Genomic DNA, 19,234 nt, shown 5'->3' with positions numbered 1-19,234 from the left:
GTTGAACAGGCTGTGTCTTTAGAGATAACAATCACCGCGCAGCTTAACGATTGCGCTGTACGGCCTGCTTACGGTGCGGCGACATATTCGGTCATCGGGACGCAACCGCCAGGGCGGACATAGAACAACCCTAGCATCGGCAAGCGAAAAACCTTCATAAAAGCACCGTAGTTTCCGTAGCGAGCAACAGAAATGACTGACCATTTGCCCAGTTGTTCCATTCAAACCTGCACAAATCGGTTCAGGCTGGCAAAATTGGCCTCTGATCGACCTACCCGCGCCCAGAGCGCCAGGAATTACCCATGCAAATGACCACCGACCACCTGCTCGCCAACCCGTGCGACGACGAAGAAGACAATATGGCCATGCTGTGCTGCCACACCGACAGCGGCGAAATGTTTCTGATGACCCGTTACCCGGACGAAGACGAGCTGGAAATCACCCTGGAAGACGAGCCTTCGACCCTGGACGGCGTCAAGGTCACCTTGAGCCCTACCCGCCTGCTGATCGAAATCGGCGCGGGTGATGCGGACGTTCTCAAGGGCGATGACCACCTGGAAATCCTCCACAACACCCCTGCGGCAGACCTTGGCGAAGTCGAAGAGACCCTGCAGAACATCCTCAAGGGCACCGGTACCTATATCAGCGAGCTGAATTAATCCTCCATGAGGAAGGGAGTCTTGCAGGGCACATTGTGGGAGCGCGCAGGCTCGCTCCCACAGTCATACACTTCCACTGGAGCTCACCACCATGCGCCCGATCTTCGATGCCCACTGCCATATCATTGACAGCGCCTACCCGCTGATTCCCAACAATGGCTATGTGCCCGAGTTCTTCAGTGTCGATGACTACCTGGCCCGGGCCACCCCCCTGGGTATCGTGGGCGGTGCCGTGGTATCGGGTTCCTTTCAGGGCTACGACCAGAGCTACCTGATCGCTGCACTCAAGCGTTTAGGCCCGGGGTTTGTGGGCGTGACCCAGTTGCCCGCCAGTGTCACCGATGCCGAGCTGCAGACCCTGCGCCGGCAGGGCATCCGCGCCCTGCGCTTCAACCTCAAGCGCGGAGGCTCCGAACAACTTGACCAGCTCGAATCATTGGCCATGCGCGTGCATGAACAAGTGGGCTGGCATTCCGAGCTGTACGTTGACTCACGGGAACTGTCAGGGCTGGAAGACCGGTTGCGACGCCTGCCGGCGCTGAGCATCGACCATCTGGGTTTAAGCCATGAGGGCCTGCCCAGCCTGCTGCGCCTGGCGGAGCACGGCGTGCGGATCAAGGCCTGCGGTTTTGGCCGGGTTGATTTTGCCGTGCCGCAAGTACTGCAACAGATCCATAGCATCAACCCCGACGCCCTGATGTTTGCTACGGACCTGCCATCAACCCGGGCGCCACGGGCCTTTGAGGACAACGATATCGCCTTGCTGGTAGAGGCCCTTGGCGAAGATGGCGCACACAAAGCCCTGTGGCATAACGCACGCAGCTTTTATGGCTTTTAATCCTGTAGCCGCTGACGAGCGTAGCGAGGCCAAGATCGAACGCAAAGCGTTCGCTAATCCGATAGACGCGGTGCAGCCGAACTATCGGATGGCCGGGATTTACGACTGCTGCGCAGCCGTTCGCAGCCTCGCTACGCTCATCAGCGGCTACAAGACCCCGTGCAGATGAGCACCAATCTCAACAAGCCCGGGCATTTCAGGTTTTTCCTGTAAAAATCCCCACCGCCATTAGTCCGCAGAGCCTCCAATGGATTAAAGTAACGCCCCCAGCCCCGGTGTAATTTCTGCGCCGCCGGTGTCCTTTTCAGGAACAGTCATCGATGGAACATCGTGAAGCGCTACTGGCGCTGCGAACCTTTCTTTCAACCCAGATCCTCGGTCAGGAAAAACTGATCGACCGTCTGCTGATCGCCTTGCTCGCTGATGGCCATATGCTGGTCGAGGGCGCCCCCGGCCTGGCCAAGACCAAGGCCATCAAGGAGCTGGCAGAAGGTATTGAAGCGCAGTTCCATCGAATCCAGTTCACTCCCGACCTGCTGCCTGCCGATATCACCGGCACCGAGATCTATCGCCCGGAAACCGGCAGCTTCGTGTTCCAGCAAGGGCCGATCTTCCATAACCTGGTACTGGCAGACGAAATCAACCGCGCCCCGGCCAAGGTGCAATCGGCGCTGCTTGAAGCCATGGCCGAGCGCCAGGTCAGTGTCGGGCGCAGTACCTATGAGCTGTCGCCGCTGTTTCTGGTCATGGCCACGCAAAACCCCATTGAGCAGGAAGGCACCTACCCGCTGCCCGAAGCCCAGCTCGACCGCTTTCTGATGCACGTCAAAATCGGTTTCCCGGATGCCGCCGTCGAACGCCGCATTCTGCAGCAGGCACGCGGCGAAGCCCTTAACGGGGAAACCAAGCCCGAGCGCCGGGTCAGCCAGCAGGCCATCTTCGCCGCGCGCAAGGAAATCCTCGGCCTGTACATGGCCGATGCCGTGGAGGAGTACCTGGTGCAACTGGTCATGGCCACCCGCACCCCGGGCAAGTTCGACCCGGAAATGGCCGAGTGGATCGCCTACGGCGCCAGCCCCCGCGGTTCGATTGCCCTGGACCGCTGCGCACGGGCCCACGCCTGGCTGGCCGGGCGCGACTTCGTCAGCCCCGAAGATATCCAGGCTGTGTTGTTTGACGTGCTGCGCCACCGCATCATCCTGTCGTTTGAAGCCGAAGCCGCCGGTATCGACCAGGACCGCGTGGTGCAACGCATCCTCGACGTCGTGGCCGTTGCCTGACCCATGAACACCCCCCTGCCCGCCGAGCCCGGCATCCGCGTCACCCTTGCGGAACTGATCGAGATGCGCCATCGGGTGCGTGAAGTGCAGCTGTTCGCCTCGCCCAGCCAGCGCAGCCCGCTGGTGGGCCTGCATCACTCGAAACTGCGCGGACGCGGGGTCGACTTCGATCAGGTGCGGGTCTATCAGGCCGGTGACGATGTGCGCACCATTGACTGGCGCGTCACGGCGCGTACCCAGGAACCGCATACCAAGATGTTCCATGAGGAACGCGAGCGGCCAATTTTCATCCTTGCCGAACAAAGCCGGCGGCTGTTTTTCGGCTCGGGGCTGATGTTCAAGTCGGTGCTTGCCGCCCAGGCCGCCAGCCTAATCGGCTGGGCCGCCCTAGGTCACAACGATCGTGTTGGCGGGCTGGTATTTGGCGACCATGAACACTACGAAATCAAACCACGGCGCAGCAAGCAGAGCCTACTGCAGCTGCTGAACCGCCTGGTGCGGGTCAACCAGTCGCTGCACACCGAAGTGCAATCGGACCGCGACGCGCTGGGCATGGCCCTGATCCGCGCCCGTGAAGTACTGCGCCCCGGCAGCCTGGTGATCGTGATCTGTGATGAACGCGGCCTCACCGACGCCGCCGAGCAGCAACTGAGCCTGCTGTCACGCCATTGCGACCTGATGCTACTGCCGTTGTCCGATCCTCTCGACCACGCCTTGCCCGCTGCCGGGTTGTTGCGCTTTGCCGAGCGCGGCGCGCAACTGGAACTGGACACCCTCAACTATGATCTGCGCCAGGCCTACCGCGCCCAGGCCGAGGCCCGCATCGCCCGCTGGGAACTGCTGGCGCAAAAACTGCGGGTGTTGCTGATGCCGCTGAGCACTCAAAGCGAGATGGTCGAACAGCTGCGCGAATACCTGAACGCCAAACGCCCCGGCAAAGCCTCATGAAAGAACTTGAACAACTGCAACCCTTGATCCTGCCGCCTGCACTCGGCATCTGGCCGCCAGCGCCGGGCTGGTGGCTATTATTGCTCGTGGTGCCCGCCCTGGGATGGGGCCTGTGGTGGCTGCGCCGCTACCTGCCTGCCAAGCGCCTGCCGGCACGCACCGAACAACCGCTCGACCCGGTACGCCTGGCTGCCCTGGAAGAACTGGCCCGGTTCCCCAAACCCTACGATGGCGCACCGGCCGGCGCCTGGTTGCAACAGCTCAACGGCCTGCTCAAGCGCCTGTGCCGCAACCACTACCCCTACAGCCAGAGCCACACCCTCAATGGCCGCAAGTGGCTGGCGTTCCTGGACAACCGCTGCCCGGCTGCCGGCTTGACCCGCTGGATGGTGCTGGTCGAAGGTGCCTACAAGCCCGAGTGCAAGCTCGACGACAAGGCCATTGCCGGGCTCAATCAGGCGGTCGAAACCTGGATTCGCAAACATGTTTGAATTTGCCTGGCCGTGGATCTTCATCCTGCTGCCCCTGCCCTGGTTGATGCGCCTGGTGCTGCCGCCTGCCGACAGCGGGGAGGCGGCGCTGCAGGTCAGTTTCTTGAGTGACCTTGAACAACTGACCCGGCGCAAGGCCCGCGCCACCCTGCCTTCCTGGCGCCAGCAAATTCCCCATGTCCTGCTCTGGCTGCTGTTGCTGACGGCCGCTGCCCGCCCGCAGTGGCTGGGCGAACCTTTGCCAATTGCCGCCAGCGGCCGTGATTTGCTGGTGGCGGTGGATGTCTCGGGTTCGATGGACTACCCCGACATGCAATGGCAGGGCGAAGACGTAACCCGCCTGGACCTGGTCAAAAACCTGCTCGGCGAGTTCCTCGAAAACCGTGAGGGCGATCGCGTCGGCCTGATCCTCTTCGGCAGCCAGGCTTACCTGCAAGCGCCGCTGACCTTCGACCGCCACACCGTGCATACCTGGCTCGACGAAGCACGCATTGGCATCGCCGGTAAGAACACCGCCATCGGCGACGCCATTGGCCTGGCCCTCAAGCGCCTGCGCCAACGCCCGGCACAAAGCCGGGTGCTGATCCTGATTACCGATGGCGCCAACAACGGCGGGCATATCGACCCGCTGACCGCCGCTCGCCTGGCTGCCGAAGAGGGAGTCAAAATCTACCCCATCGGCATCGGCGCAGACCCGGACGAGAGCAGCAAGGGCCTGCTCAGCATCAACCCCGGGGTCGACCTCGATGAGCCGGCACTCGAAGAAATCGCCAAAGTCACCGGTGGCCGCTACTTCCGCGCCCGCAACGGCGGTGAACTGGCGGCCATCAAGGACACCCTCGACCAACTGGAGCCTGTGGCCCAACAACCGACCCAGGCGCGTCCGGCGCAGGCACTCTACAGCTGGCCGCTGGCCGCGGCCCTGTTGCTCAGTATGCTGCTGGTGATCCGCGAACTGTGGCCCAACAACCCGGTGCAGCGCTGGCTGAGCAAGGAGCATTTTCTGCAGCAACATCCTGACTGGCGTGCGCGCCTCACACGCCTGCGCCTGCGGAGGCGTCGATGAGCACGCTCTGGCCGCACTGGTTCCGCCCCGAATGGCTGCTCATCCTGCCGCTACTCGGCTGGTTGCTGTGGCAGCGCTGGCACCGGGAAAAACGCGCGGGCCGCTGGCAGAAAATCCTGCCGCCGGCCTTTCATCGGGTGCTGCTCAGCGGCGGCACCGGGCGTAGCAGCAAATTGCCATGGATCGCCCTCGGGCTCGGCTGGCTGCTGGCCCTGCTGGCCCTGCTCGGACCCAGTTGGCAGCGCGTCGAGCAGTCCTCGCAGAAACCCGAAGACCCGCTGGTGGTGATGCTCGAACTGACCCCCGAAATGCTCGCCACCGACAGTTCGCCCAACCGTCTTGAGCAGGCACGGCGCAAAATCTACGACCTGCTGCAAAACCGCAGCGACGCGCAAACCGCCGTGATCGTCTACGCGGGCAGCGCCCATACCCTGGTGCCGCTGTCCGATGACATGGCCACCAGCCGCAACCTGCTTGAAGCCCTCAAGCCGTCAATCATGCCGCAGCCGGGCCATCGCGCCGACCTGGCGATTGGCAAAGCCCTTGAACTGCTGGATCAGAGCGCACTGGGCCAGGGCCGCTTGCTGCTGATCACCTCATCGCTCAGTGAACTGGAGCGCAACGGCATCCGCCAGGCCTTGAGCGGCCATGCACCGCAACTGCTGATACTGGGTATTGGCAGTCGCGAAGGCGCCCCCGTGGTGGATGAAAACGGGCAGTTTCTCCAGGACGACCAGGGTGCCATTCTCCTGCCGCGACTCGACAGCCCGAGCCTGCGCGCCTTTGCCCTCGATGTGGGTGGCCGCTACCGCCAGGCGCGTCTGGATGACAACGACCTGCGCGGCCTGGGCCTGCTCGACGGCCCGCGCAACCTGCGCAATGACGGCCAGACCCTGCAACTGGATACCTGGGCCGACCAGGGTTACTGGCTGTTGCTGCCGCTTCTGCTGCTGGTGGCCTGCGCGGGCCGCCGTGGCTGGCTGTTCTGCCTGCCCCTGCTGTTTATGCTGCAACCGCAGCCGGCGCAGGCCATAAGTTTTACCGACCTGTGGCTGCGTCCCGACCAACAGGGCCTGCGCCTGTTGCAGCAAAACAAGCCGCTGCTGGCCGTGGAACACTTCACTGACCCGCTCTGGCAGGGCGTGGCCCTGTACCGGGCGGGCGACTATGCGGGTGCAGCCCGACGCTTTGCCGAAGTCAACAGCGCCAGCGCGCACTATAATCGCGGCAATGCACTGGCCATGAACGGCGAGCTGGAAGCGGCCATCGATGCCTGGGAACAGGCGCTGGAACTGCAACCCGAGCTGGAGGCTGCGGCACAGAACAAAGCCCTGGTCGAACAGCTGCTCGAGCAGCAACGCGCCCAGGCCGAAGCTGAAGCCGAAGCCGAACACCCCCCCGAGCCGCCCGCGCCAGCCGAGACTGAAACCCCGCTGAGCAGCAGCGCACAGGGTGCCACCAGCAGCAGCACCCGCAATGAAGACAACAGCTCGGCCACCAGCCCCACCACCGAGCCTGCGCCGCACGAGCAGCTCGACCCCGACACTGCTCCGCACGCCGACGGCGAACCGGACGACGGGCCCACCACGCGCCCGCCCGCCCCGGCCGCCAACCAGACCGCAGAAGAACAGCGCCAGGCCCTGGAACAATGGCTCAGACAGATCCCCGACAACCCTGCCGAATTGTTACGCCGCAAATTCTGGTACGAACAGCAGCTCCATCAGGACACGCCCAAATGAACCGCCTCTGTGTTTTGCTTCTTTTGCTGTGTTGCTGGACCTTGCCGGCAAACGCCCTGGGCCTGATCGCCAGTGTTGACCGCGACCAGCTCAACTCCGGTGAAACCGTCGAACTGACCCTGGAATCCGACGACGTCACCCAGTTCGGCAAGCCCGACCTCACCCCGCTGGACGGGCTGTTCGAAGTGCGCGGCACTCGCCAGGTCAACCAGCTCAACAGCCTCAGCGACGACAACAAGGGCACCACCCGCTGGATCATCACCCTGCAACCCAGACAGACCGGCACGGTGATCATCCCGTCACTGCAAATCGGCGACTACCACAGCCAGCCGATCACCCTCACCGTGACCCAGAGCGTGGCCAGCGAAAGCGAACTGGAACCGGTGTTTATCGAGGCCAGCCTCGACCAGCCCAAGGTCTATGTGCAGGCACAAGCGCTGCTGACCCTGCGCATTTACCACTCCGTAGCGCTGTACGACGACAGCAGCCTGACCACCCTGCACCTGGACGACGCCATCGTCGAGCAACTGGGCGAGTCGCGCACCTATGAAAAGCTTATCAACGGCGTGCGCCATGGTGTGATCGAACGCCGCTACGGCATCTACCCGCAGCGCAGCGGTGAACTGATCATCCCGGCACAAACCTTCAGCGCTACCCAGGTCGACAGCCAGCAAGCCACGGCCCCTGCCCCGCTGGGGCCAACGCCCGGCAAGATGGTCCACGTAACCTCGGCTGAAATCCCCCTGAGCGTGTTGCCCAAGCCCGACGCCTGGCCAGCCACGGCTCCCTGGTTGCCTGCGCGCAGCCTGAGCATAAGCGAAACCTGGAACCCGGAACCTGACCATACACTCGTCGGTGACTCCCTGACCCGCACCCTCACGCTCAAGGCCGAAGGCCTGTCCAGCGCCCAGCTGCCGCCCCTGCCTGCCACCGATGTCAACGGCCTGCGGCGCTACCCTGACCTGCCGCAACTGAGCAACCAGATCACCGAAAACGGCCTGATCGGCAGCCGCGAAGAACGCGAAGCACTGGTACCGACCCGGGTTGGCCAGATTGAACTGCCCGCAGTCGAAGTGGTGTGGTGGAACACCCACGAAGATCATCTGGAGCGCACTTACCTGCCCGCCCGCACCCTGATGGCGGCGGCCAACCCCAACCTGGCCGTGGACACACCTGCCAGCGGCACACCCGCAGCCCTGAACGAAACGTCTTCGCTGTGGATCTGGCAACTGAGCACCCTGTTCCTGGCATTCACCACCCTGGCGAGCCTGGGCCTGTGGTGGCGTGCCCGCTGGCAACCGGCAATCCTGCGCGCCGCGCAAACCGGCCCGAGCCCGCGCACCCTGCTGGACGACCTCAAGCGCGCGAGCCTGGCCAACGACCCGCAAGCCACCCGCCAGGCCCTGGATGCCTGGGCGCGGCAACAGCCGGAAACCCTGGCCGACATGGCCGCTCGTTTTGTATTACTGTCCGATGCCCTCGACGGCCTCAATGGGGCGCTCTACAGCGAAACCGGCCAGCACTGGCAAGGCGAAGAACTGTGGAAGGCCATCCGCAGCATTCCTGCCGCCGAGCGCGAGCAGCAAGACAGCGCCGAGCCGAGCAGCCTGCCGCCGCTTTACCCCAAATAAATTCAAGGCAGCCCCTGAACCGCCTGTGCGAACGGGCTGCCTGCACCTTTGAAAACGGATTCTGTCATGCGCCTGTTTCACACTTCCGACTGGCACCTGGGGCAAAACCTCCACGGCCAGGACCGCGACTTCGAACACGCCTGTTTTCTCACCTGGCTACTGGCCCGGCTGGCAGAACACAAGCCCGATGTGTTGCTGATCGCCGGTGATATCTTCGACACCGTCAACCCGCCGGTCAAAGCCCAGGAGCGGCTCTACGACTTTATCGTCAGCGCCCATGAGCAACAGCCCAAACTGACCATCGTGATGATTGCCGGCAACCACGACTCCGGCTCGCGGATCGAACTGCCCGCCCCCTTGATGCGCCGCCTGCGCACCCATGCCCTGGGCCGGGTGCTGTGGCTCGACGACGGCCAGCTCGATGCCGAACGCCTGCTGATCCCCCTGCCCGATGCCAAGGGCAAAATTGCCGCCTGGTGCCTGGCCCTGCCGTTTTTGCGCCCCGCCGAAGTCACCGGCGCCCACCTGGGCGATGACTACCTGCGCGGCATCGGCCAGGTGCATGAATGGCTGATCGCAGCCGCCAACGCCAAACGCAAGCCGGGCCAGGCCCTGATCGCCATCAGCCATGCCCATATGGCGGGCGGCTCGGTCAGCGAAGACTCCGAGCGCAGCCTGATCATCGGCAATGCCGAAGCCCTGCCCGCCAGCCTCTTCGGCCCCGATATCAGCTATGTGGCCCTGGGCCATTTACACAAGCCGCAGCGGGTCAACAGCGAAGAACGCATCCGCTATTGCGGCTCGCCGATCCCGTTGTCCTTCTCGGAAATTGGCTATCAGCACCAGATCCTCGATGTCACCCTCAAAGGCGAAACCCTGGTCAGCGTTGAGCCGCTGTTGATTCCCCGCGCCGTCAACCTGCAACGCATTGGCCCGCTGCCACTGGCTGAAATCCTCACCCACCTGGCCGCACTGCCTGATATCGACCTGCTCGCCGATACCCAGCGCCAGCCCTGGCTCGAAGTGCGGGTCACCCTCGACGAACCGCAGCCCGATTTACGCCAGCAGATCGAAACCGCGCTGCAGGGCAAGTCCGTACGCCTGGTGCGCATCGCCGCCGACTATGCCGGCAGCGGCAGCCGCCACGGCGATGACGATGCCACCCGCCTGATCGAACTCGACCAGCTCACCCCCCAGGAACTGTTCAGCCGCGCCTGGCAGGAAAGCTACGGCAGCGAAGTCGACGAACAGACCCTCAAGGACTTTGCCGTATTGCTGCAGGAAGTACAGCTAGAAGGTGAACAGCCATGAAAATCCTCGCCATTCGCCTGAAAAACCTTGCCTCCCTGGCGGGCCCCTTTGAACTGGACTTTACCGCCGAACCTTTGGCCAGTGCCGGCCTGTTCGCCATTACCGGCCCCACCGGCGCCGGTAAAAGCACCCTGCTCGACGCCCTGTGCCTGGCCCTGTTTGGCGCCGTGCCACGGCTGAACAACACCGGTCGCGATGCCAAAGTGCCGGATGCCGACGGTGAAATCGCCACCGGCGACCCGCGCACCCTGCTGCGCCGCGGCACCGGTGAAGGCTATGCCGAAGTGGATTTTGTCGGTATCGACGGGCGCCGCTACCGCGCCCGCTGGGAAGCCAACCGCGCCCGCGAGAAGGCCACCGGCAAGCTGCAGGCCAGCCGCCAGAGCCTGCGCGACCTGGACAGCGATCAATTGCTGGCCAGCCAGAAAGGCGATTACAAAGTCCAGCTCGAAGCGCGCCTGGGCTTGAACTTCGAACAGTTCACCCGTGCGGTGATGCTGGCGCAAAGCGAATTCAGCGCCTTTCTCAAGGCCGATGACAACGAGCGCAGTGAACTGCTGGAAAAGCTCACCGACACGGCCCTTTATACGCGCCTGGGCAAACGTGCCTTCGACAAGGCCAAAGAAGCCCGGGAAGCGCTCAAGCAACTCAAAGACCAGGCTGTGGGCATTACCCCCCTGGAACCCGAAGCCCGTGCCGAACTGGACCGACAGTTCAACGAAGCGCAGCAACAGCTGAAAAACCGGCAGGGCCAGCTCAAACAGCTAGAGCTGCAACAGACCTGGCTCAACACCCAGGTCGAACTGCAAGCACAGCGCCAGAGCGCGGTCGAGCAACTGCAACAGGCACAAACCCTGTTCGACAGCCAGGCCGGACAGCGCCAGACCCTGCATCTGCTTGAGCAACTGGCGCCGCAACGGCATCAATTTGCCCGCCTTGCCGAGCTAAATGGGCAACTGAACCCGCTGGCCGAGCACATCGGCGCCCAGCTGCAGCAACAGACCGAACTGAGCCAGCGCCAGGTCCAGCTGCAAGCCCAGGTGCAAAGCGCCACGCTGGCGGCAACCCAGGCACAGACGCAGCAACGGGAAGCCGCACCGCAGGTCCAGCAAGCCCTGCTGGAACAAGCCAACTTCGATCGCCTGACCCAGGCGCTGAGCACCCAACAAGCCCTCCAGCAGCAGGCTGAACAGGCCTGCAGCACAGGCCAGCAGGCACTCAATGCCCTGCTTGAGCGCCAGCAGCAAGGCACCGAACGCCTGGCGCACATAGCCACACAACTCGAACACAGCCGCGAACTGGCGCCACTGGCCAGCGCCTGGGACGCCTATCGCCCCCGGCTGCAACACTTGGTGCGGCTGAGCAATAACCTCACTACCGGGCGCAAGGAACTGCCCGGCCTTGAACAACGCGCCCAGCAGGCCACGCAACAACTGACCGAGCTGCGCAACAGCCTGGAAATCCTGTTCCAGGAAGCAGGCGCCGAGCCCCATGCGGTCAACGAGCAAATCCAGACCCTGGGCAGCCTGCTCCAGGACAACCGCCAGCAGCAGCGCGCCTTTGAAGAGCTGCAACGCCTGAGCAGCACCCGGCAGACCCTCGACAATCGCCTGCTGGCGTTACACACCAAACTGCAGGCACTGCACGCCGAGCGCGAAACATTGGTCGAGCAAGGCAACCAGACCAAAAGTCAGTACGAGGCTGCCGAGCAAGCCCTGCAAATCACCCGCCAGCTACTGGAGCGCCAGCGCCTGGCCCGTAGCGCCAGCGTTGAAGAGCTGCGCGAACAACTGCAGGACGATCAGCCCTGCCCGGTATGCGGCAGCCACGAACACCCCTACCACCAGCCCGAAGCCTTGTTGCACAGCTTGTCCCGCCACGATGAACGGGAAGAAACCAACGCCCGTCAAACCGTAGACGGGCTTAAAGAAACACTGGATCAGTTGCGCGATAAATTCAGCGCAATGAAAGCGCAGATCCAGGAACTGCGTGTGCAACATCAACACCTCATTGAAGAACAACAGGCCCTCGCGCCGAGCCTTGAAGCGCATCCACTGCATCAACAGTGGCAGGCCCAGGACCCGGACAAGCGCGCACAATGGCTGACCCTGCGCCTGAACCAGTTGCAGCACAGCATCAACCAGGACGAGCAGCGTCAGAACGTCCTGCTTGGCCTGCAAAAGGAAGCGGCCCACCTGCAGCAACAAGTGCAGCGCTGCAGCGAGACCAGCCAGCTCGCTGGCCAACATCTGGCAGAGCAGCAATTACACCTCAATGCCGACAGCCAGCGCCTTGAGGACGAGCTGCGCGAATTTGCCAGCCTGCTGCCACCGGCCACCCTCAATGCCCTGCGCGACAACGCATCCGCCTGCTTTATAAGCCTCGACCAGCAAGTGGCTGAGCGAGTGGCCCAACTCGATCAGCAGCGCGACGAACAGGCGGAGCAGGCGCAGCGGGCCAGCAGCATCGAGCGCGAGCAGTATCAGCAAGCCAATCGCAGCAAGGAACTGGACGCCCTGCAGCGCAGCGTCAGCGAACTTAAGGCCCAGCAACAGGCAAGCCAGCACAGCCTCAAGGCGTTGCTGGGTGACTACAGCAGCGCCGAACAGTGGCAGCAGGCCCTGGAGCAGGCTGTCGAACAGGCCCGCACGGTCCAGACCCAGGCCGGGCAAACCTTGCAGGTCACCGCCAACCAGTTGCTGCAACTGGCCGCCGAGCTCAAATCCGGCCAGGAGCGCCTGCAGGCCTTGCAGCAGGAACACGCCAACCTGAGCGCCCGGCTCAGCGAATGGCGCGCGCTACACAGCGAACTTGATGACAACGAACTGCAACAGTTGCTCAGTTACGACGACACACAGGTGCGCGAACTGCGTCAGCAACTGCAAAACGGCGAAAAAGCCGTCGAGCAAGCCCGCGTACTGCTGCAGGAGCGCGAACAGCGCCTGGCCCAACACCAGGCGCAAGCCAATGGCAACCTGGACGCCGACGCCCTCAACCAGGCACTGGCCGAACTCACTGCGCTGATCAGCGCCAGCGAACAGCAGATCGCCGAACTGCGCGCACAACAGGCAGAAGACCAGAGACGCCAGGACGTCAATCAAGCGCTTGGGCAACGTATCGCCCAAGCCGACAGCGAATGGCAACGCTGGGCGCGCCTCAGCGAGCTGATCGGCTCGGGCAGCGGCGACAAATTCCGCAAGATCGCCCAGGCCTACAACCTCGACCTGCTGGTGCATCACGCCAACGCGCAATTGCGCCAGTTGGTACGCCGCTACCGCCTCAAGCGTGGCGGCAGCATGCTTGGCCTGCTGGTGATGGACACCGAAATGGGCGACGAGCTGCGCTCGGTGCATTCGCTGTCGGGGGGTGAAACGTTCCTGGTGTCGCTGGCCCTGGCCCTGGGGCTGGCGTCGATGGCCTCCAGCACCCTGAAAATCGAATCGCTGTTTATCGACGAAGGCTTTGGCAGCCTCGACCCCGAATCACTGCAACTGGCCATGGACGCCCTGGACGGCCTGCAGGCCCAGGGGCGCAAGGTGGGGGTGATTTCCCATGTGCAGGAAATGCATGAACGCATCCCGGTGCAAATCCAGGTGCAGCGCCAGGGCAACGGCTTGAGCACCGTGGAGGTGAAATGAACCGGCACCTGCTTTATTCCTTCCGCCGCTGCCCCTATGCCATGCGGGCCCGCATGGCCTTGCGTTACAGCGGCGTGCCGTTATCGATCGTCGAGGTCAGCCTCAAGGCCAAGCCGGCCGAAATGCTCGCGGCCTCGCCCAAGGGCACGGTGCCGGTGCTGGTCTGTGCTGATGGTCGGGTAATCGAACAAAGTCTGGAGATCATGCTCTGGGCGCTGGGCCAACATGACCCGGACAACTGGTTGCAAGCGGATCACAGGGGGCTGATCGAGGCGAATGACAGCGTGTTCAAGGTACTTCTGGATCGCTACAAATACGCCATTCGCTATCCGGAGCATCCGATGGAGCATTACCGGGCTCAGGGTGTCGAGTATTTGCAGCGGCTGGAAGATGTGCTGGCGCACACGCCGTACCTTGCAGGGTCTGCGCTGGGTCTTGCCGATGTGGCTCTGGCGCCCTTTGTTCGACAGTTTGCCCATGTCGATCGCGAGTGGTTTGCGCAGGCGCCCTTGCCGCACTTGAATACCTGGCTGGAGCGGTTTCTGGCTTCTGACCTGTTTGCTTCGGCGATGGTCAAAAGCCCCTCACTCTAGCCCTCTCCCGGAGGGAGAGGGGACTGAGCACACGCGACTTCAAGACCACTGATAATCAGCTCCCTCTCCCTCCGGGAGAGGGTTGGGGTGAGGGGCTTTTGACTCAGGCTCAACCCTGCTTGCCCCGCACCATGCTCTGCAACACCCCGTCGCGCCTCACCCAGCCATGAAACAGCGCCGCTGCCAAATGGGCCAGGACGGTAAAAAACAGCAAATAAGCCAGAAACGTATGCGCTTTGCGCAACGATGCAAACACCCTGGGATCAGCCGGCAGAATACCCGGCAACTGCAATGAACCGCCCAGCATGACCGGATCCCCCGCTGCCGAAATCATCGCCCAGCCCACCAGCGGCAACACCAGCATCAAGGCATACAGCAACAGATGGGACAGCTTGGCAGCCAGCACCTGTACCCCAGGCAGATCTGCAGGCAACGGCGGCTGGCGGGTAGCAAAACGCACAAACAGGCGCACCACCACCAGCAACAGGATGGCGATACCCAAGGGCTTGTGCAGATTGAGCAGCCATTCATGCCGCTGCGACACCGAAGCCGCCATACCTGCCCCGATAAACAGCATGGCAATAATCATCAGCGCCATCAGCCAGTGCAGCAGGCGCGCCACCGGGGCGAAATGCTTAGTGGGTGCGCTCATGGCCGTGTCTCCTTGGGTAGCTGGTCAACTTCGCTGGTGCGTCGTACATAGGAACTGGCATAGGCCGCCGAGCGCGCCGCCAGCAAGGGGTCAGCCGAGCCCTCTATGCCACTGGGCAAAATCAGCGGATCGTAATTGATATCGCGGCATTCGCCGTCGTTCTGCGCCTGGGCCTTAACCAGTACCAGGGTGCCTGCATCCACCACCTTGCGCCCCGCTGGCCAGGCCTTGCTGGCATCAGTGGTCGGGTCACCCGCCTCGGCCAATGTCAGGTTGAACTGCCATTTCAAAGGCCCCGCCGCTAGGCGTTTATCCAGATCCTGCTCCAGATAATCGGCATCGTCGGGCGCCGCAGCACCCGGCGCGTCCTGCCCCAACGGCACCACACCCCAGCGCACCGCCTGCCGCTGCCCGGCTGCGTTGACCAGATAAAACGCATTGATCCCGTTATAGCTCTCGGTGGCATAGCTGGCCGAGGGTTTCGCGGTTTTGACCCATTGCAAAAAGGCCGCCGTTTCCGGGTGCGCGGCAAAAAACGCCGGCATGGCACCGGGCGCAGGCTTGCCCGTGGCCGCTTCTGGGGCACCGGCTTGCAGCATCTGGTAGAACGCCTCAGGCGTGCCCACCGGGAACACCGGCATGCTGTTCATCCCTGTACGCCATTGCTGACCATTGGCCTGGGTAAAGCGCAGGGCAAAACTGCGGATCGGCACACTGCTGTCGGGGGCATAGGGGTTGCCACTGGGCAAGGCAAAGCGCCCGACCACCGGCGTACGCCCGGTACCGAATACCTGCGCGGTAGACAACCCCTGCGCAGCACCACTGCCCTCAAAATAACCCGCCACGCACAGGCCCTTGGCATGGTTACGCCGGTAACCCGGATGCACGCCGTTATTGTGTTCCAGCGCATTGACCAGCTTGCCGGGGCTCAACCGCTGCGGGTCCAGCGTGCCGTTGACGTAATAGAACCCGCCGAGAATGACCGCCACCACCCCTCCGATGCCCGCCAGGCGCAACAGCACACTGGCAGGACTCAAGGGGGGTGTGGCGGGCCGCACAGGCGGCAATTGATCGACCATATAAAACTCCGGGGCCACAGGACCGTGAGGTGAATGACCTATAGGACGCAGGCCGCAAAACCTTATTCCAGCCATGAACGATTAATTTTTTTCGACAACACCGGGAATAAGGCCTCATCCTGAACGTCTTGCCTGCACCCACCCAGTCATTTGGCCAGACGATGACCTCACTTGATGAGCAACTGCGTGAACTGATCCCGCGCCTGCGGCGCTTCGCCCTGTCGCTGACCCGTCATGCCAGCAATGCCGACGACCTGGTGCAAAACTGCCTGGAGCGAGCCCTCGGCAGCGTTGCCGATAAACGCCCTGACGGTGACTTGCGCGCCTGGCTGTTCACCATCCTGTATCGCCAGTTTGTCGACAACCACCGGCGGTCACGGCGCTATGCGCGCATGCTGGAATTTTTTACCGGCCGCGATGACACCCAGCCTTCGACTGAGCGCACGGTACTTGCCCAATCGACACTCGAAGCCTTCGACCAATTGGCCACCGAACAGCGCGCCCTGCTGTTGTGGGTGTCGGTGGAGGGTTTGAGCTACAAACAAGTGGCCGAAATACTCGACGTGCCGATCGGCACCGTCATGTCGCGCCTGTCCAGAGCGCGCAACGCCTTGCGCCAACTCAGCGAGGGCGAAATCACCCGCCCTGCCCTGCGGAGACTCAAATGATCAGCATCCCGCCCAGCGAGCGCGATCTTCATGCTTACGTCGATCACGCGCTCAGCGATGCTCAACGCCATCAAGTTGAGCTTTATCTGCAAGCCAACCCGCCTATCGCCGCCCAGGTCGAAGCCTGGCAGCGCGATGCACAGAACCTGCGCTCTGCGTTGAACCAAGACTTGCTGCAACCGGCCAACCCGGCACTTGACCCGACGGCCCTGCGCCAGCGCCAGCGCCGACAATCACGGCGCCACTGGGCCAGTGCGGCGGTGCTGCTGATTGCCGTGAGTGTGGGTGGGCTGGGGGGCTGGCAAGCCCGACAAATCATCCAGCCTGGCAGCCTGCCCATGAGCGACGCCCTGGCAGCTCATCGCATGTTTGCCGAGCAGGGTTTTTTGCCCGCGGACTATAACGTCGTGCAAAGCAGCGAGATGCAAGGTTGGGTTGACCGTTACTTCAGCCACGCCGAACGCTTGCCGGATCTGACGGGCGCAGGCTTCAGACCGGTGAGCAGTCGCCTGCTGACCACCGACCAGGGCGGCGCAGCGATGGTGTTATACCAGGATCGGCAAGGGCGCCAGATCAGCTTCTATATCCGTCCGCCTGGGCCACACAACAGCCTGTTGCCACGGGGTAACCGCCAGGATGGCGAACTGCAGGCCCAGTACTGGTCCGGCCCTGGCTACAACTACGCCATGGTTGGCCCGGCCGGGTTGCTGGAGACGGTGAAGCTTTAAACGGCGCACAAGTAGTACGTAGCAGCTGCCGAAGGAACGCAGCCTCGTTCCTTCGGCAGCTGCTACGGATAGCGTGCTCTCAAGAGCGGGTTTTATGATTCAGCGCCGCATAAAAATGGGCGCTTTGTTGCAGGTATTTCTGGGTATAGGCCGCAGACTTTTTGTCGCCAAGCACCGGGGTCGCGCTGGCAGGCAAAGCCACAGTAGCGGAGATGGCTGAAGCAGCAATTACAGAGAACAGATTGAAGTTCATGGCACTAACCCTCGACGATTCAGTTGGTTTGCTTGCCTTTTCAGGCCGTGCAACCAACTTAACGCCAAGGGCGATCGTGCAGAAATTCATTGCAGCACTAGCCTCTATCAGCGCAATTGATAGAGGCCAGCACGCCCTTGATTACGGGCGGTTGATAAATTTCACATCAGACGGCGCGTCCATTGCCAGGGACTGCACGGCCTTGCCCAGCTTGCCGCTGGCAGGATCACGCTCAAGCACCACAATGGCATTGCTCATCTGGTTGGCAATCAGCAAAAACTTGCCATTGGGGCTCAGGGCAAACTCGCGCGGGTGATCACCCTCCACCGAGCGGCGCTGGATTTCAGTCAACTCGCCATTGCCCGGGTCGATCGCAAACACCAGGATTTCATTGGCCTTGCCACGGTTGCTGACATACAGGAAACGGCCGTCAGGTGAAGCATGCACAGCACCGGCGGCACGGTTTTGCGCAGGCATACCCTGAGCCAGCTCCACCACCTGACGCTGCTTGAGCTGGCCATCGGCATAGTCGAACACAAACACCTGGGCACTCATTTCAGTGGTCAGGTACGCATGCTTGCCATCTTTGGAAAACAGCAGATGACGCGGCCCGCTACCTGCCGGCAACTCAATGAAAGCCGGTGCCGCGGCTACCAGTGGATGCTCCGGGCTGGCTACCGGGTCGTAACGGTAGACAAACACCTTGTCTGCACCCAGGTCACTGGCGTACACAAACTTGCCATCGGGCGAGGACACCACCGAATGCACATGCGCCGACATCTGCCGCTCGGGGTTGACCCGACTGGCCGGGTGGCTGCTCATCTGGGTCACAGGTTGCAACTGGCCTGCGGCGTCGATCGGCAATACCGCCAGGCTGCCGCCAGGGTCGGCGTGAACCCCGTAGTTGGCCACAAACAGATAACGCTCGTCGGCGCTCAGGCTGGAGTGGGTCGGCTCTTCGCCCAAGGTCTTGACCTGGTTGATCAGCGTCAGCGCGTTGGTTTTCGGATCGATGGCAACGCTACTGGCGCGCCCGACCACATCGGCCTGGCCCTGACCGTTTTCATTGACCACAAACAGGCGGGTCTGGTCTTTGGACAGGGTCAGCCACGAAGGGTTGGCAGCCTTGAACACTTGCAGCGGCTCAGGGGTGATATGCCCCTTGGCACTGTCAAACTGCAGGCGGTAGATACCCTGGCTTTTGCCCTGGGTATAGGAACCCACCAGCAGTTCGACTTCATCGCGGGACTCGGCCTGGGCCGACATGGCGCCCACGCTCAGCGCCATCAGCATTGGCAGCGATTTAAACTTCATCTTCGGCCTCGGCTTCATCGTCGTCGTTGTTTGCGCTCAAGGCGCTCAGGCAAACCAGGCGATGCTCGCCCGAGTCGCCCACCAGGGTCCAGCTTTGCAAACCCTGGTCAAACTGCGCCGCGTCAATCTGTGGCGCAGTGAAATGCCAGCGCTTTTCAGCACGTCCGTCCATGCACTTGATGAGCAATTGCACATCGTCCAGAGAGAAATCCCAGGCATGCAGCCCGTCAATCACCAGCATATCGCTGGTTTCAAGGGCTGTGCGCAAGGTCTGGTTTGAATCGCTCATTGATCAATCACCTGTTGGAAAGGCGTAATGATAGGTCAATTGAGCCCGGGAACCCAC

The 19,234-nt window shown here is 62.5% G+C and carries 18 protein-coding genes; 13 read left to right on the top strand and 5 right to left on the bottom strand.

Annotated features, from left to right (window positions below; all coding sequences use genetic code 11):
- The first annotated feature begins 302 nt into the window (after nucleotides 1-302).
- From V6L81_RS13200 to V6L81_RS13150, 11 genes are all read left to right on the top strand, one after another.
- Nucleotides 303-659, top strand: coding sequence for a hypothetical protein (locus V6L81_RS13200; protein WP_095000542.1), 357 nt, complete (start codon nucleotides 303-305; stop codon nucleotides 657-659).
- 91 nt (nucleotides 660-750) lie between these two features.
- Nucleotides 751-1,497 carry an amidohydrolase gene (locus V6L81_RS13195; protein ID WP_095020999.1) on the top strand — a complete coding sequence of 249 codons (747 nt, stop codon included), beginning with the start codon at nucleotides 751-753 and terminating at the stop codon, nucleotides 1,495-1,497.
- Nucleotides 1,498-1,817: 320 nt separating this feature from the next.
- Entirely contained in the window at nucleotides 1,818-2,777 is a 960-nt protein-coding gene (locus V6L81_RS13190; RefSeq protein ID WP_016780594.1) for a MoxR family ATPase, read from the top strand.
- A 3-nt stretch (nucleotides 2,778-2,780) separates the two neighbouring features.
- Nucleotides 2,781-3,725 carry a DUF58 domain-containing protein gene (locus tag V6L81_RS13185; protein WP_095000549.1) on the top strand — a complete coding sequence of 315 codons (945 nt, stop codon included), beginning with the start codon at nucleotides 2,781-2,783 and terminating at the stop codon, nucleotides 3,723-3,725.
- The gene (locus V6L81_RS13180) at nucleotides 3,722-4,216 is read left to right on the top strand and encodes a DUF4381 domain-containing protein (protein WP_095000550.1); all 495 of its coding nucleotides are present in this window, start codon (nucleotides 3,722-3,724) and stop codon (nucleotides 4,214-4,216) included. The genes V6L81_RS13185 and V6L81_RS13180 overlap by 4 nt, the downstream gene beginning before the upstream one ends.
- Complete coding sequence (locus tag V6L81_RS13175; RefSeq protein WP_095025859.1) at nucleotides 4,209-5,282, top strand: VWA domain-containing protein; 1,074 nt, start codon at nucleotides 4,209-4,211, stop codon at nucleotides 5,280-5,282. The genes V6L81_RS13180 and V6L81_RS13175 overlap by 8 nt, the downstream gene beginning before the upstream one ends.
- A complete protein-coding gene (locus V6L81_RS13170) occupies nucleotides 5,279-7,021 on the top strand; it encodes a VWA domain-containing protein (protein WP_338660018.1) in 1,743 nt (580 codons plus the stop codon). Before V6L81_RS13175 ends, V6L81_RS13170 begins: the two co-directional genes overlap by 4 nt.
- A complete protein-coding gene (locus V6L81_RS13165) occupies nucleotides 7,018-8,652 on the top strand; it encodes a BatD family protein (protein ID WP_095025998.1) in 1,635 nt (544 codons plus the stop codon). The genes V6L81_RS13170 and V6L81_RS13165 overlap by 4 nt, the downstream gene beginning before the upstream one ends.
- Nucleotides 8,653-8,718: 66 nt before the next feature.
- Nucleotides 8,719-9,963 (top strand): exonuclease SbcCD subunit D C-terminal domain-containing protein, encoded by a 1,245-nt coding sequence (locus V6L81_RS13160; protein WP_095018121.1) that lies wholly within the window; start codon nucleotides 8,719-8,721, stop codon nucleotides 9,961-9,963.
- On the top strand, nucleotides 9,960-13,601 hold the full coding sequence (locus V6L81_RS13155) for an AAA family ATPase (RefSeq protein WP_338660017.1): 3,642 nt from the start codon (nucleotides 9,960-9,962) through the stop codon (nucleotides 13,599-13,601). Before V6L81_RS13160 ends, V6L81_RS13155 begins: the two co-directional genes overlap by 4 nt.
- Complete coding sequence (locus tag V6L81_RS13150; protein ID WP_150628706.1) at nucleotides 13,598-14,194, top strand: glutathione S-transferase; 597 nt, start codon at nucleotides 13,598-13,600, stop codon at nucleotides 14,192-14,194. Before V6L81_RS13155 ends, V6L81_RS13150 begins: the two co-directional genes overlap by 4 nt.
- A 109-nt stretch (nucleotides 14,195-14,303) precedes the next feature.
- Here the strand turns inward: V6L81_RS13150 and V6L81_RS13145 are convergent, their stop codons facing one another.
- Nucleotides 14,304-14,846 (bottom strand): cytochrome b, encoded by a 543-nt coding sequence (locus V6L81_RS13145; protein WP_095018124.1) that lies wholly within the window; start codon nucleotides 14,844-14,846, stop codon nucleotides 14,304-14,306.
- Nucleotides 14,843-15,925: a catalase family peroxidase gene (locus tag V6L81_RS13140; RefSeq protein ID WP_095018125.1), complete on the bottom strand. Its 1,083-nt coding sequence runs from the start codon at nucleotides 15,923-15,925 to the stop codon at nucleotides 14,843-14,845. Before V6L81_RS13140 ends, V6L81_RS13145 begins: the two co-directional genes overlap by 4 nt.
- A gap of 161 nt (nucleotides 15,926-16,086) precedes the next feature.
- Between V6L81_RS13140 and V6L81_RS13135 the strand changes: the two genes are divergently transcribed.
- Both V6L81_RS13135 and V6L81_RS13130 read left to right on the top strand, forming a co-directional pair.
- On the top strand, nucleotides 16,087-16,593 hold the full coding sequence (locus tag V6L81_RS13135) for a sigma-70 family RNA polymerase sigma factor (protein WP_095000559.1): 507 nt from the start codon (nucleotides 16,087-16,089) through the stop codon (nucleotides 16,591-16,593).
- Complete coding sequence (locus V6L81_RS13130; protein ID WP_095026882.1) at nucleotides 16,590-17,321, top strand: anti-sigma factor; 732 nt, start codon at nucleotides 16,590-16,592, stop codon at nucleotides 17,319-17,321. Before V6L81_RS13135 ends, V6L81_RS13130 begins: the two co-directional genes overlap by 4 nt.
- Before the next feature lie 79 nt (nucleotides 17,322-17,400).
- Here V6L81_RS13130 and V6L81_RS13125 read toward each other — a convergent pair whose 3' ends face one another.
- From V6L81_RS13125 to V6L81_RS13115, 3 genes are read right to left on the bottom strand one after another with little or no spacing between them, the layout of a single operon-like run.
- Nucleotides 17,401-17,664, bottom strand: coding sequence for a hypothetical protein (locus V6L81_RS13125; protein WP_130871612.1), 264 nt, complete (start codon nucleotides 17,662-17,664; stop codon nucleotides 17,401-17,403).
- Nucleotides 17,665-17,715: 51 nt separating this feature from the next.
- Nucleotides 17,716-18,888, bottom strand: coding sequence for a lactonase family protein (locus tag V6L81_RS13120; RefSeq protein ID WP_138738922.1), 1,173 nt, complete (start codon nucleotides 18,886-18,888; stop codon nucleotides 17,716-17,718).
- Complete coding sequence (locus tag V6L81_RS13115) at nucleotides 18,878-19,177, bottom strand: DUF5629 family protein (protein ID WP_095000562.1); 300 nt, start codon at nucleotides 19,175-19,177, stop codon at nucleotides 18,878-18,880. The genes V6L81_RS13120 and V6L81_RS13115 overlap by 11 nt, the downstream gene beginning before the upstream one ends.
- Nucleotides 19,178-19,234: the final 57 nt, after the last annotated feature.

The sequence above is a fragment of the Pseudomonas bubulae genome (assembly GCF_037023725.1).
Classification (GTDB): domain Bacteria; phylum Pseudomonadota; class Gammaproteobacteria; order Pseudomonadales; family Pseudomonadaceae; genus Aquipseudomonas; species Aquipseudomonas bubulae.
Note: the sequence above shows the minus strand (reverse complement) of the source record. Positions and strands in the feature narration are given on the sequence as shown.